The sequence below is a fragment of the Bacillus sp. FSL K6-0255 genome (assembly GCF_045040725.1).
Lineage (GTDB): Bacteria > Bacillota > Bacilli > Bacillales > Bacillaceae > Bacillus > Bacillus subtilis.
The window spans coordinates 3,057,501-3,070,152 of the sequence record NZ_CP150278.1 but is presented as its reverse complement, the minus strand read 5'-3'; the positions used below and the strand labels follow the sequence as shown (position 1 = coordinate 3,070,152).

The 12,652-nt window shown below is 44.0% G+C and carries 12 protein-coding genes, 1 rRNA gene and 2 riboswitches (1 of these 15 running past the window's edge); of the genes, 7 read left to right on the top strand and 6 right to left on the bottom strand.

Translation table 11 applies throughout. From position 1 onward, the window contains the following. Positions 1-7: 7 nt before the first annotated feature. The 4 genes from ktrB to gbsR all read right to left on the bottom strand — a co-directional run bounded on the left by ktrB (position 8) and on the right by gbsR (position 3,671). Positions 8-1,345 carry a Ktr system potassium transporter KtrB gene (ktrB, locus tag MHB62_RS16085; protein WP_003243582.1) on the bottom strand — a complete coding sequence of 446 codons (1,338 nt, stop codon included), beginning with the start codon at positions 1,343-1,345 and terminating at the stop codon, positions 8-10. 6 nt (positions 1,346-1,351) lie between these two features. Next, positions 1,352-2,020: a potassium uptake protein KtrA gene (gene ktrA / locus MHB62_RS16080; RefSeq protein WP_003243377.1), complete on the bottom strand. Its 669-nt coding sequence runs from the start codon at positions 2,018-2,020 to the stop codon at positions 1,352-1,354. A 72-nt stretch (positions 2,021-2,092) separates the two neighbouring features. After that, a riboswitch (cyclic di-AMP (ydaO/yuaA leader) is annotated at positions 2,093-2,241 on the bottom strand. A gap of 144 nt (positions 2,242-2,385) precedes the next feature. Then, positions 2,386-2,931 (bottom strand): biofilm surface layer hydrophobin BslA, encoded by a 546-nt coding sequence (bslA, locus tag MHB62_RS16075; RefSeq protein ID WP_003243556.1) that lies wholly within the window; start codon positions 2,929-2,931, stop codon positions 2,386-2,388. Positions 2,932-3,128: 197 nt separating this feature from the next. Next, entirely contained in the window at positions 3,129-3,671 is a 543-nt protein-coding gene (gene gbsR / locus MHB62_RS16070) for a transcriptional regulator GbsR (RefSeq protein WP_003244320.1), read from the bottom strand. 198 nt (positions 3,672-3,869) lie between these two features. On the opposite strand from gbsR, the gene betB reads away from it, so the two are divergent. The 3 genes from betB (at position 3,870) to MHB62_RS16055 (ending at position 7,233) form a co-directional block, all read left to right on the top strand. Then, entirely contained in the window at positions 3,870-5,342 is a 1,473-nt protein-coding gene (gene betB, locus MHB62_RS16065) for a betaine-aldehyde dehydrogenase (protein ID WP_003243430.1), read from the top strand. A 16-nt stretch (positions 5,343-5,358) separates the two neighbouring features. Beyond that, complete coding sequence (gene gbsB / locus MHB62_RS16060; RefSeq protein ID WP_003243227.1) at positions 5,359-6,567, top strand: choline dehydrogenase; 1,209 nt, start codon at positions 5,359-5,361, stop codon at positions 6,565-6,567. An 87-nt stretch (positions 6,568-6,654) separates the two neighbouring features. Further along, entirely contained in the window at positions 6,655-7,233 is a 579-nt protein-coding gene (locus tag MHB62_RS16055) for an MOSC domain-containing protein (RefSeq protein ID WP_003243361.1), read from the top strand. Between the two features lie 5 nt (positions 7,234-7,238). Here the strand turns inward: MHB62_RS16055 and MHB62_RS16050 are convergent, their stop codons facing one another. Then, positions 7,239-7,727 carry a DinB family protein gene (locus MHB62_RS16050; RefSeq protein WP_003242867.1) on the bottom strand — a complete coding sequence of 163 codons (489 nt, stop codon included), beginning with the start codon at positions 7,725-7,727 and terminating at the stop codon, positions 7,239-7,241. 167 nt (positions 7,728-7,894) lie between these two features. Here MHB62_RS16050 and MHB62_RS16045 point away from each other — a divergent pair, with 167 nt between their 5' ends. Genes MHB62_RS16045 through MHB62_RS16035 form a run of 3 tightly spaced genes read left to right on the top strand, consistent with a single transcriptional unit; the run spans position 7,895 to position 10,508 of the window. Then, entirely contained in the window at positions 7,895-8,419 is a 525-nt protein-coding gene (locus tag MHB62_RS16045; protein WP_015251368.1) for an NfeD family protein, read from the top strand. A gap of 20 nt (positions 8,420-8,439) precedes the next feature. Continuing rightward, positions 8,440-9,969, top strand: coding sequence for a flotillin lipid rafts scaffold protein FloT (gene floT / locus MHB62_RS16040; RefSeq protein ID WP_014477772.1), 1,530 nt, complete (start codon positions 8,440-8,442; stop codon positions 9,967-9,969). 17 nt (positions 9,970-9,986) lie between these two features. Beyond that, positions 9,987-10,508 (top strand): GNAT family N-acetyltransferase, encoded by a 522-nt coding sequence (locus tag MHB62_RS16035; protein WP_015714591.1) that lies wholly within the window; start codon positions 9,987-9,989, stop codon positions 10,506-10,508. A 41-nt stretch (positions 10,509-10,549) separates the two neighbouring features. Here the strand turns inward: MHB62_RS16035 and thiT are convergent, their stop codons facing one another. After that, on the bottom strand, positions 10,550-11,128 hold the full coding sequence (gene thiT / locus MHB62_RS16030) for an energy-coupled thiamine transporter ThiT (protein WP_003228966.1): 579 nt from the start codon (positions 11,126-11,128) through the stop codon (positions 10,550-10,552). A gap of 99 nt (positions 11,129-11,227) precedes the next feature. Beyond that, positions 11,228-11,329, bottom strand: a riboswitch (TPP riboswitch). Between the two features lie 463 nt (positions 11,330-11,792). On the opposite strand from thiT, the gene MHB62_RS16025 reads away from it, so the two are divergent. Further along, positions 11,793-12,652 (top strand): 16S ribosomal RNA (locus tag MHB62_RS16025); it runs 690 nt beyond the window's last position.

Sequence of the window (12,652 nt, the reverse complement as noted above, 5' to 3'; positions counted from 1 at the left end):
TTTGATATCACCCTGTAAACACTTCGCCATCAGGATAACGGATATTTGATTGCTCTGTTTTTGCGAATGAAAACACGAACGTTAAAGGACCAATTCTTCCGATAAACATGATGACAATGATGATACACTTGCCAGCTGTTGTCAGTTCAGGAGTAAGCCCCATCGTAAGGCCGACAGTTCCGAATGCGGAAAAGGTTTCAAACACAATTTGAAGAAATGGCGCTTGTTCTGTGATCGTCAGGGCGAAAATCCCTAAAAACACGATGAACAAACTGGTGACGCTCACAGCTAAAGCTTTAATGATAATCGGATATTTGATGGAACGGCGGAAAATAACCGTTTCTTTTTTACCTCTCAAGTAAGCAATAACAGATGTTAAAATCACGATGAACGTAGTCAGCTTAATGCCGCTCGCCGTTGATGCGCTTCCTGCTCCGATAAACATCAATAATAAAGTAAATACAATTGTTCCTTCTCTCATGCTTCCAAAATCTAGAGAATTGAACCCTGCGGTTCTCGGCGTCACTGCCTGAAAATAGGAGGCCCACAGTTTATCCACTATATGCAGGTGGCCGAGCGTGCCGGGGTTGCTGTATTCTAAAATAAAGACCGTAAGCATAGCGATCGCATTCAACATCAGCGTTCCTGTAAGCATGAGCTTTGTATGTAAAGAAAAAGTTTTAAAACGCCGATTTTTCATCACATCAAACAGAACCGTAAATCCGATCCCTCCTGTAATAAATAAGAAAGTAATCACGAGGTTCACTGTAGGATCGCCAACGTAGCTCATCAAATTATCAGGCCACAACGAAAACCCGGCATTGTTAAAAGCAGATATTGCGTGAAACAAACTTGCAAACAAGCCGGATGACCAGCCGTATTGAGGTACAAGCCGGATGGATAAAATGAGTGCTGCTATCAATTCAATACTGATCGAAAACAGAAACAGGACTTTGACAAGGCCAATGACACCGCCGATTGTCGGCTGGTTTAAGGCTTCCTGGACGAGCATTCGTTCTTTTAAGCCGATTTTTTTTCCTAATATCATGACGATCAAGACCGCAAATGTCATAAATCCAAGCCCGCCAATCTGAATCAGCCCCATAATTACTGTTTGCCCGAATACCGTAAATTGAGTGCCGGTATCGACAACAGCAAGCCCTGTAACAGTTGTAGCGGAAGCCGCAGTAAAAAGGGCATCTATCCATGACAATGGCTTCGTAGTGGAAATCGGAAGCATTAATAGGACAGCCCCGATGATAATGGTAAGGAAAAAACCAATGGCAAGCACTTGAGGCGGTGTAAACCGAACCCATTTGATCACTTTATCCTTTTGAAGTGTCACCTTTGTCTACATCCCTTCGTTTTCAAAACGTTTAATATCCTTTTTGTGGCCCATGATCACCAGGCAATCTTGCTCGCGAATGATGTCTTCAGGCGCGGGGGAAAGACAGATATCTCCATGATGTTTAATGGCCAGGATCGTGCAGCCGTACTTTGCTCTTACATTCAGGTCAATAATCGATTTTGAATCAAGCTTGCGCGTAGCCAGCAGCTCGACAATACTGTATTCATCAGATAGATCAATGTAATTCAAAACATTTTCGTCTGAAAGGCTTTGTGCGATTTTAACCCCCATATCTTTTTCAGGATGAATAATGCGGTCAGCGCCTATTTTTTCAAGCACCTTGTGATGATAATAGTTTTGAGCCTTCACCCAAATATTTGGAATATCAAGCTCCTTTAATAATAGGGTGGTCAGCGTACTCGCTTGAATATTTGCTCCGATGGCAACAATCACATATTCAAAATTGCGTATTCCTAATGAAAGCAATTCGTTTTCTTCGGTGGCGTTGGCAATTACCGCATGAGTGGCGTAAGAAGCATATGCATTGACCTTTTCTTCGTTGATATCAACCGCAAGGACCTCATGCCCCATTCTATGAAGTTCTTTACAAATGCTGCCGCCAAACCGGCCCAGCCCGATCACGGCAAATTGCTTATTTTTAATTCTTCCCAATGTTCATATCTCCCTTAGTGAATTAACGTTTTTGAAACAAAAAAGACCATTGCAAAGAATGGCCGATAATAGACCTCCTCTCTGTATACGCCTACGAGGTTAGCTGTCGGATTAGGGATTCAGAGTACCCCCTCTTACTTAGTAAGATTCACCCCAAGGCTGTTAATAAAACAGCCAATCGTTGGTTCCCCCGTTCGTGTTTGATTAAGCGGTAAAAGAGACTGTATGAAATTGAACACTCAAGAATTTACTCCTGTTTCTAGTGTTTGTCAATTTAAATTTTAAACCAGAAAAAAGATAACGGGGATTAGAGAAAAAGGGGAGGGTAAAACGCAAAAAAGACCGGCGTTAACCGGTCTTTTACATTAGTTGCAACCGCAAGGCTGAGTCGGAGGAGTGCTGCGCTTAGCCACGTCAATGCTGGCTTCTGCGTAAAATTTATTTCCGATGCTTAATGATTTATTCTCCGCACGGAAAGTATATGTACCAGCGGCAGGAAGTGTTTTGTTATTCAGTTTTAATTTGAATTCGCCAGCTCCTAACAAATCAAGTGCCAAAGGAACTCTTACTGTTTTCCCGTTATTGAGGATCTGTGTTGTACGCAAGGCATTTCCGTTCAATGTGTCTTTCGTGTTTGCAGTAAATCCGCTTGGCAATGTAAACTCCATAACGCCAAGGCTGAGAAGCGTGTTTGGACGGTAAGTCAATTCGATATCTGAGAAAGACCATTCCGTTTTGCTGGCGCCAGTGATTGTTGCGAACAATGAAGCTGTAGACTGTGTTCTCATAGTGGATTCAGTATGAGCTTTAGTTGATGTAGATTCAGCCGCGAAAGAAGCTGTAGGTGCAGAAACGAGTAACCCGAGACTTAATGCACTAATTGCCAAAGAAGATAATAATTTGCGTTTCATAACAAAATTCCCCCTAAAAAATGATAAATTAAACAGGCCTGCCCGCTTTTCACCTCCTCTGAAAGGCCAAATACAAATTTTACCTACATAAAATTACCATCAAATATTTTGGAAGTAAATGGGGTGTTTTTCCCGTATTTTTCAAATTTGTAGTAGTTACATCAAAAAAACGCCTAGTTTCCCAGGCGTTTTCTGCTTTACTTTGTTTCGACCGGTATAAATTTAAAAATTTCTCCGGTCTGCACCGATTCAGCAAGCCGTTTCAGCCAGTCATAGTAAGCTTTAGAGCTTTCCAGCTGATCATATAACTGCAGTGCTTCATTTTTGATATCCTCATCGAGATCTTCCTTGCATAAAACCTTTTGTAAATCAGCTTGAGCTTCCTCGATCGCTGTTACATTCACTTGAACCTCCCGCTCCCATTTAGGTGGAAAGAAATTTGTGAAAAATTTAAAGAAATCCTTCTCAGCCACAAATGTATGCTTGCGGATGCCCCGGTGAAATGTTTTTTTCACTACATTTAAGTCTTGAAGCTTTTTGACGCCAGTGCTCATGCTTGGTTTGCTCATTTGCAACTCCTCACGCATTTCGTCAAGCGTCATCTCATCCCTCATATACATCGTCCCATATAAAATCCCGACACTGCGGGTAATTCCGTAAAGATCCATCGTTTCAGCAATGGAGTCAATAACAAGATCCCGAGCCTGTTCTATAGCTGCAAATTCTGGATTTTCATCCATACTGACCCTCTTTTCCTTTAGAAAATTAAATTCGTTAAGTTATTTCTTTATGTTCTTTATCTTAACGAAACATGAGGAAAAGTCAAAAAGAAAAATCAAAATGGGACTTTGACAGTTTAAAAACCATATGTTAGATTAAGGTTGTTAAAAACATTAAATTTTTATTTAACAAACTTTATTTACGTCAAGGAGGCTTATATGAGTCAAACATTATTCATTGACGGAGAATGGATCAGTGCCGAAAAAGAACAGATCCGCAGTATTATCAACCCATTTAATCAAGAAGAAATTGCAACTGTAAGCGAGGGAGGGCGAGAGGACGCCATCAAAGCAATCGCAGCCGCACGTAGAGCATTTGACAAAGGAGAATGGTCATCGCTATCCGGGCTTGAACGCGGAAAAATTGTTCTGAAAATTGCGGAATTAATCAGACGCGATCTTGAGGAGCTGGCTGAGCTTGAATCTCTTGATACAGGAAAAACACTCGAAGAAAGCAAGGCCGATATGGACGATATCGCCAATGTTTTTCAATATTACGCCGGCTTGGCAGACAAAGATGGCGGAGAGATCATTTCATCTCCGATTCCTGATTCAGAAAGCAAAATTATTAGGGAGCCAATCGGGGTTTGCGGCCAGATCACTCCATGGAATTATCCGCTCCTTCAAGCGAGCTGGAAAATCGCCCCTGCACTGGCCGCAGGAAACACAATCGTCATGAAGCCGAGTGAGATTACGCCGCTGACGACAATCAAAGTCTTTAAGCTGATGGAAGAAGCCGGTGTTCCAAAAGGTGTCGCAAATCTTGTTCTTGGACCGGGAGCCACAGTGGGCGACGAGCTTGCCGTAAACAAAGACGTCGATTTGATTTCATTTACGGGCGGAATTGAAACAGGCAAAAAAATCATGCGGGCGGCAAGCGGAAACGTCAAAAAAATCGCCCTTGAACTTGGCGGGAAAAACCCAAATATTGTTTTCAAGGACGCGGATTTAGAAGTTGCGGTTGATCAGGCCTTAAACGCTGTATTTTTCCACGCCGGCCAAGTATGCTCTGCAGGTTCCCGCTTGCTTGTTGAGGATGCCATTCATGATCAATTTTTGGCGGAGCTGGTCAAACGGGCAAAACGCATAAAACTCGGAAACGGTTTTCATGCTGAGACAGAAAGCGGTCCGCTTATTTCGGCGGAGCACAGGGCAAAGGTAGAAAAATATGTAGAGATCGGAATAGAGGAAGGCGCGAAGCTGGAGACAGGAGGCAAACGCCCGGAAGATCCTGAGCTTCAAAACGGCTTTTTCTATGAACCTACTATTTTCTCAAACTGTAATTCTGACATGAGAATCGTTCAGGAAGAGGTTTTCGGTCCTGTATTGACAGTCGAAACCTTCAGCTCTGAAGAAGAGGTAATCGAGCTTGCGAATGATACCATCTATGGCTTGGCTGGAGCGGTATGGTCAAAAGACATTGAAAAGTGCGAACGGGTAGCAGCCCGCTTGAGAATGGGAACCGTTTGGATCAACGATTTTCATCCGTACTTTGCACAAGCGCCATGGGGCGGATATAAGCAATCCGGGTTCGGACGCGAGCTTGGAAAAATAGGCCTTGAAGAATACACAGAAGTCAAACATGTATACCGCAATACAAAACCGGCAGCGGTTAACTGGTTTAATTCATAAGAGGGGGAGATTGATGATGACATTAAATATGAAGGTAGAAAGCATGCAGAAATTCCACACATTTGAAATTCCGACTGTGATTAAGCATGGAATCGGAGCCATCAAGCATACGGGTGAGGAAGTAGCTGCACTGGGCGTTTCAAAAGCGCTCCTTGTCACAGACCCTGGGATTTATAAAGCCGGTGTTGCTGATCCCGTAATCGAATCACTTAAAGAAGCAGGCATTGAAGTGGTACTCTTTAATAAAGTTGAGCCAAACCCGCCTGTCCGTCTGGTGAATGAAGGATCTGAGCTTTACAAAAAAGAGAACTGTAATGGTTTGGTGGCAGTCGGAGGCGGAAGCTCCATGGATACAGCAAAAGCAATCGGAGTAGAAGCGACTCACGAAGGAAGCGTGCTTGATTATGAAGCGGCAGATGGGAAAAAACCGCTGGAAAACCGCATTCCTCCGCTGACGACAATTCCCACTACAGCTGGAACCGGATCAGAAGTAACCCAATGGGCGGTTATCACAGATGAAGAAAGAGAATTCAAATTCAACACGGGCGGTCCGCTGATTGCAGCGCACTTGACAATCATTGATCCTGAGCTTCATGTTTCAATGCCTCCGCATGTAACAGCTATGACGGGAATTGATGCGCTCGCCCATGCCATTGAGTGCTATACAATGAAATTTGCACAGCCAATCACGGATGCGGTTGCCTTAATGGCGATTGAGTATGCCGCTCATTACATCAAGAGGGCATTTGCTGATGGAGAGGATCTGGAAGCAAGGTACGGAATGGCGCAGGCTGCGATGCTTGCCGGTCTTTCTTACGGAAGTGAATCAGCGGGCGCTGCTCATGCGATGAGCCAAACGCTTGGCGGTATTATCCCAGTCGCTCACGGCCAATGTGTAGCGGCGATGATGGGCCCTGTCATGGAATACAACTGGAAGGGCTATCCTGAGAAGTTTGCGCGTATTGCGAAAGCGTTCGGTATTGATACAAGCAAGATGACAACAGAAGAAGCTGCGAAAGCATCTGTCAATTGGATGTATGATCTGGTCGAAGATTTAGAAGTGCCGACTTTAGAAGAGCAGGGAGTATCACCTGATATGATCGAACGCTTGTCTAAAGAAGCAATGAAAGATCCGCAAACCTTCGGAAACCCTAGAGATTTAAATGAAAAAGCATACAACTGGATCTACAAACGCTGCTTTAACCTTACGCCTAAAACGGTATAATCAAAATCCCGCTCCTTTACAGAGCGGGATTTTTTGGGATAATGAAGCATAGGTGGAAATTTTAGATAAGAAGGAAGGTGCCAGCTGATGTGGAAGCGTATGACTGCAAAAGCGGAAGGCTTATATATCGCAGATACAAAAAGCTTCGTAACAAAGCAAATGGACAAGCTTGATTTTGATTATGGCGGCATCCCCGGCGACTTGCATTTTGGCCTGACCAAAAAAGCGGGAGCCAGAGAACCAATGTTTTCAAGAGGGACTGAAATTTTCAACCGCAGACAAATTTCAATTGTTTCAATAGAGGAATGCAACGAAATCGCTTTAAAAATGGGAGTGCCGAGAATTTTGCCGGAATGGCTCGGGGCGAATGTGGCAGTCAGCGGTATGCCAGATCTTACTTCATTAAAAGAAGGAAGCCGGATTATTTTTCCGAGCGGAGCGGCTCTGCTGTGTGAGGGCGAAAATGATCCGTGTATCCAGCCGGGAGAAGTCATTCAGTCTTATTATCCGGACCAACCGAAGCTGGCGTCGGCTTTCGTCCGCCACGCACTGGGCATTAGAGGGATTGTCTGTATTGTGGAGAGACCTGGTGCTGTTTACACAGGTGATGAAATAGAAGTTCATTCCTATCAGCGAAAAGTCAAACGAAAAGCAGAAAGGGTCTGATTAAATCAGGCCCTTTCTATCTTTTCTTTAATTTCTTTCATTTGGCTGAGGTGCCGTTTTTCATGATGGCCGATAAAATCGATCCACTGTCTGACAGTCAGCTCTTGAAACACAGGATGCGGAAGCACTCTTTCAAAATCTTCTTCTTTCAGAGAGGCAATCGCAGCAGTCAGCTGCTCTCTTACCACATCAAGCTCACGTTTCATTTGGCTGCCTGAAATAAAATCATGCGCAGGCTCAAGATGACTCGGGGCTTTCCGTTTATTATTTCTGTCCTGTGCTACCTCAAGCGGTTTTTCTTCAATTTCTTTAATCGGAGCGTCCTTTACACGTTCCTTCAACATTTTTTGTGCGGTCATATCGATTTTTTTCAAATGGTCAAGAACTTCCCGTATGCTCCATTCTTCAGCAGAAGGCTTTTGATTCAGCTTTTCGTCAGAAAGTCCTTTCAATTCGTTCCACGTTTCTAATCTGGCTTCATTAAAGATACTCATCATATCTCCTCCTAAAATGACATTACCATATATATAGGCAATTATCATTTATAAAGCACTTCAAATGGGTTACTTGTCTTAAAATTTTGAAACTTTTCCTGGGGTGTCTCGTATAAATGGTAACGGCAGCCGTTCATCAATGCATTGATGAAGAAAGGATGAGGAAATTGGAGTTATTTGGAGTACCTATACAAACAATTTATCTTTATACGCTTATTATTGCGGGCAGCCTTACGCTGTTATTTCTGTTTTTCGGAGATGTATTTGCAGGGCTGCCAGAAGGCATTCCGTTTCTTAATCCGACATTAGTGCTCTCATTTTTCACATGTTTTTCAGCGGGCGGATATATAGGTGAACTCGTATTGCCTCTGTCAAGCTTGCTGATTGCGCTTTTATCTTGCATCCTTTCGATCATGCTGGTGGTATTGCTTCACATCTTTGTACTGGTACCATTATCATCTGCAGAAGAATCATTGGCATATAGAGAAGATGATCTCAGAGGAAGACTCGGTAAAGTGATTACAGCTGTTCCGGTTGACGGGTTTGGTGAAGTGGTCATAGAAGGGATAGGCGGGACCATTTCAAAGTCAGCGGTCAGTTTTGATAATCAGCAGATCAGTTACGGGACAACGGTGTTAGTCGTAGATATTAACAACGGAGTTCTTTCGGTTACTCCGCATGAACCCATTTAACATAAAAGGAGGAATTTGATATGACAATGCCGATTATAATGATCATCGGAGTTGTATTCTTTTTATTAATTGCACTAATAGCTGTGTTTATTACGAAGTATCGTACAGCAGGGCCTGATGAAGCGTTAATTGTAACAGGGAGCTATCTGGGCAATAAAAATGTTCATGTCGATGAAGGCGGCAACCGTATTAAAATCGTCCGCGGCGGAGGAACCTTTGTCCTTCCCGTCTTCCAGCAGGCAGAGCCGCTAAGCTTATTATCAAGCAAACTCGATGTTTCGACACCTGAAGTCTATACAGAACAAGGAGTGCCAGTAATGGCCGATGGAACTGCGATTATTAAAATCGGCGGTTCTATAGGAGAAATCGCTACAGCGGCCGAACAATTTTTAGGGAAATCAAAAGACGACCGTGAGCAGGAAGCGCGGGAGGTTTTAGAAGGCCACCTTCGTTCCATTCTCGGCTCAATGACAGTAGAAGAAATCTATAAAAACAGAGAAAAATTCTCTCAAGAGGTGCAGCGTGTCGCTTCACAGGATCTCGCGAAAATGGGGCTTGTAATCGTCTCGTTTACCATTAAAGATGTTCGTGATAAAAACGGTTATCTTGAATCATTAGGGAAACCGAGAATTGCCCAAGTAAAACGCGATGCTGATATCGCAACAGCAGAGGCTGATAAAGAAACCCGAATTAAGCGGGCAGAAGCCGATAAAGACGCAAAAAAATCAGAACTTGAACGGGCGACGGAAATCGCTGAAGCTGAAAAAATCAATCAGCTCAAGATGGCTGAATTCCGCAGAGAACAAGATACGGCAAAAGCGAATGCCGATCAGGCATATGATTTAGAGACTGCCAGAGCGCGCCAGCAAGTCACAGAGCAGGAAATGCAGGTTAAAATTATCGAACGCCAAAAACAAATAGAGCTAGAAGAAAAAGAAATTCTTCGCCGTGAACGTCAATACGACTCAGAGGTAAAGAAAAAAGCCGATGCAGACCGTTATTCTGTTGAGCAGTCCGCAGCAGCTGAGAAAGCCAAACAGCTCGCGGAAGCCGATGCCAAGAAGTACAGTATTGAAGCAATGGCAAAGGCTGAGGCGGAAAAAGTAAGAATTGACGGGCTAGCAAAAGCAGAAGCAGAAAAAGCGAAAGGAGAGACAGAGGCAGAGGTTATCCGCCTGAAAGGTCTTGCAGAAGCGGAAGCAAAAGAGAAAATTGCGGCTGCCTTTGAACAGTACGGGCAGGCGGCGATTTTCGATATGATTGTCAAAATGCTTCCGGAATACGCGAAACAAGCAGCGGCACCTCTTTCAAATATTGATAAAATCACCGTTGTCGATACAGGAGGAAGCGGTGAATCAAGCGGAGCAAACAAAGTAACCAGCTATGCGACGAACTTAATGTCAAGTCTGCAAGAAAGTTTAAAAGCATCCTCGGGAATCGATGTAAAAGAAATGCTTGAGAACTTTTCAGGAAAAGGAAACGTAAAACAAAGCATCAATGAATTAACAAATGAAATCAAAGAAGCCAAAACGGTCCAAAAATCAGAGTAAGGAAAGGACAGAACCGTATGGTAACTGTACGTGAAGCGAAGTTAGAGGATATAAAGGGTATTGCAAAAGTGCATGTAGACAGCTGGAGGACAACATACCACGAAACTATCCCGATTGATTATTTAAACAGCCTGAACTATAAGGAATTTGAAGACAAATGGAAAAGTCGCTCGTTAAAGGGGGTATTTGTTGCTCAGGACGAAATGGGTTCAGTATTCGGCTTTGCTTCATTTGGACCTATTCGCTCTGAACAAGAAGGCTATGACGGCGAGTTATACGCTATTTATCTTCTGGAAGAGCGCCAGCGGCAAGGTGCAGGCAGGGCGCTCTTAGCAAAAGGAGCGGAGTTTTTGCTTCAACATGGTTTTTCAAGTATGTTTGTTTGGGTTATTGAGCAGAATCCCTCGATTATATTTTATCAGGCCTATTCACCTGAAAGAGTAGCGGAGGACAACTTTGAAATTGCCGGAGTAAGGCTGAAAGAAGTAGGTCTTGGCTGGCCGGATCTTTCAGCTTTAAAAACGCTTCTTAACAGATAACGAAAAATCCCCCAGCGGAATTCGCTGGGGGATTTTTACTTTTACGCTTTGTCACTTTTAAGCAAACGGGGTGCTGTCATAAATAATAAACATAGGACAATTGCACAAATAATGAATGAAGGTACCATGTAAGTCGCATTATAAGTTAAAGAATAAATCCATACCGGTGTTCCTTTTGGAGCAAAGCTGCCGAAAAACACAGCTCCTGAAATGACATGCGCGGCATAGCGCAGCAAACTGCCGATAAAAACTGCGCTTACCACTGAAACAATCAATTTCCCTTTTGTTTTTGATACAGCGGCTTTACGGACTGAAGAAGCGAAACAGCCGCTTATGCCGATTGCTGCGAAAGCGACAATGTAATCTAACAATAGCTGTACAGGATGTTGAGCAAACAAGTTTCCGATTGCTATTTGTACTAGACCTGTCAACAAACCTGTAGTAAGACCTGCTTTGACACCCCAGCGAAACGAAATTAAAAAGATCGGAATCATCATGATGGAGACCGAGCCTCCTTGAGGCATGCTAAGAAACATTCCTGAGACAATGTCTAAAATAACGGCTGCCGCTGTCATAATGGCAATTTCAATAAGGCGAACCAGTTGCTTAGATTGATTCATATCTATCTCCTTCCATTGACAGACAACCAAAAGGACAACAAAAAAGCAGCACGCGGAAGGATGAGAAAAGTTCCACGCACTGCTTTACGATCTGCAATTCATTTGACTTTGCCACATCCCTACGCCAGCGTTAACTAACAGGTTCAAAGGGTCAGAACGAAACCGCTCACTCTCAGCTTTAATGCTCCCCTTGTGGTCATCAGTATTTAGTTCGTTTCTACTATACAAGAAAACGAAAAAAACAACAAGATCACATGACTGATGTATATGTTCTTTTAAGAAAGTTATATGATACACACGCTTTAGAAATCATGGCGAGGATTATAGTTTATTTGTTTTATAGATTTTTTTAAAAAAACTATTGCAATAAATAAATACAGGTGTTATATTATTAAACGTCGCTGATGCACAGCGGACACAAACTAGATGCTTCAAAACAACTTGAAAAAGTTATTGACAAAAAAGAAGCTGAATGTTATATTAGTAAAGCTGCTTCATTGAGAAGTAACGAAATGATCTTTGAAAACTAAACAAGACAAAACGTACCTGTTAATTCATTTTTATAAATCGCACAGCGATGTGCGTAGTCAGTCAAACTAGGGCCTGCACGACGCAGGTCACACAGGTGTCGCCGCGGATGCGGTGAACTTAACCTGTGATCCATTTATCGGAGAGTTTGATCCTGGCTCAGGACGAACGCTGGCGGCGTGCCTAATACATGCAAGTCGAGCGGACAGATGGGAGCTTGCTCCCTGATGTTAGCGGCGGACGGGTGAGTAACACGTGGGTAACCTGCCTGTAAGACTGGGATAACTCCGGGAAACCGGGGCTAATACCGGATGGTTGTTTGAACCGCATGGTTCAAACATAAAAGGTGGCTTCGGCTACCACTTACAGATGGACCCGCGGCGCATTAGCTAGTTGGTGAGGTAACGGCTCACCAAGGCAACGATGCGTAGCCGACCTGAGAGGGTGATCGGCCACACTGGGACTGAGACACGGCCCAGACTCCTACGGGAGGCAGCAGTAGGGAATCTTCCGCAATGGACGAAAGTCTGACGGAGCAACGCCGCGTGAGTGATGAAGGTTTTCGGATCGTAAAGCTCTGTTGTTAGGGAAGAACAAGTACCGTTCGAATAGGGCGGTACCTTGACGGTACCTAACCAGAAAGCCACGGCTAACTACGTGCCAGCAGCCGCGGTAATACGTAGGTGGCAAGCGTTGTCCGGAATTATTGGGCGTAAAGGGCTCGCAGGCGGTTTCTTAAGTCTGATGTGAAAGCCCCCGGCTCAACCGGGGAGGGTCATTGGAAACTGGGGAACTTGAGTGCAGAAGAGGAGAGTGGAATTCCACGTGTAGCGGTGAAATGCGTAGAGATGTGGAGGAACACCAGTGGCGAAGGCGACTCTCTGGTCTGTAACTGACGCTGAGGAGCGAAAGCGTGGGGAGCGAACAGGATTAGATACCCTGGTAGTCCACGCCGTAAACGATGAGTGCTAAGTGTTAGGGGGTTTCCGCCCCTTA

Excerpts from the sequence above, each read along its gene's own strand:
- bslA (WP_003243556.1), bottom strand. The coding sequence starts at position 2,931 with ATGAAACGCAAATTATTATCTTCTTTGGCAATTAGTGCATTAAGTCTC.
- gbsR (WP_003244320.1), bottom strand. The coding sequence starts at position 3,671 with ATGGATGAAAATCCAGAATTTGCAGCTATAGAACAGGCTCGGGATCTT.
- betB (WP_003243430.1), top strand. The coding sequence starts at position 3,870 with ATGAGTCAAACATTATTCATTGACGGAGAATGGATCAGTGCCGAAAAA.
- gbsB (WP_003243227.1), top strand. The coding sequence starts at position 5,359 with ATGACATTAAATATGAAGGTAGAAAGCATGCAGAAATTCCACACATTT.
- MHB62_RS16055 (WP_003243361.1), top strand. The coding sequence starts at position 6,655 with ATGTGGAAGCGTATGACTGCAAAAGCGGAAGGCTTATATATCGCAGAT.
- MHB62_RS16050 (WP_003242867.1), bottom strand. The coding sequence starts at position 7,727 with ATGAGTATCTTTAATGAAGCCAGATTAGAAACGTGGAACGAATTGAAA.
- floT (WP_014477772.1), top strand. The coding sequence starts at position 8,440 with ATGACAATGCCGATTATAATGATCATCGGAGTTGTATTCTTTTTATTA.
- MHB62_RS16035 (WP_015714591.1), top strand. The coding sequence starts at position 9,987 with ATGGTAACTGTACGTGAAGCGAAGTTAGAGGATATAAAGGGTATTGCA.
- thiT (WP_003228966.1), bottom strand. The coding sequence starts at position 11,128 with ATGAATCAATCTAAGCAACTGGTTCGCCTTATTGAAATTGCCATTATG.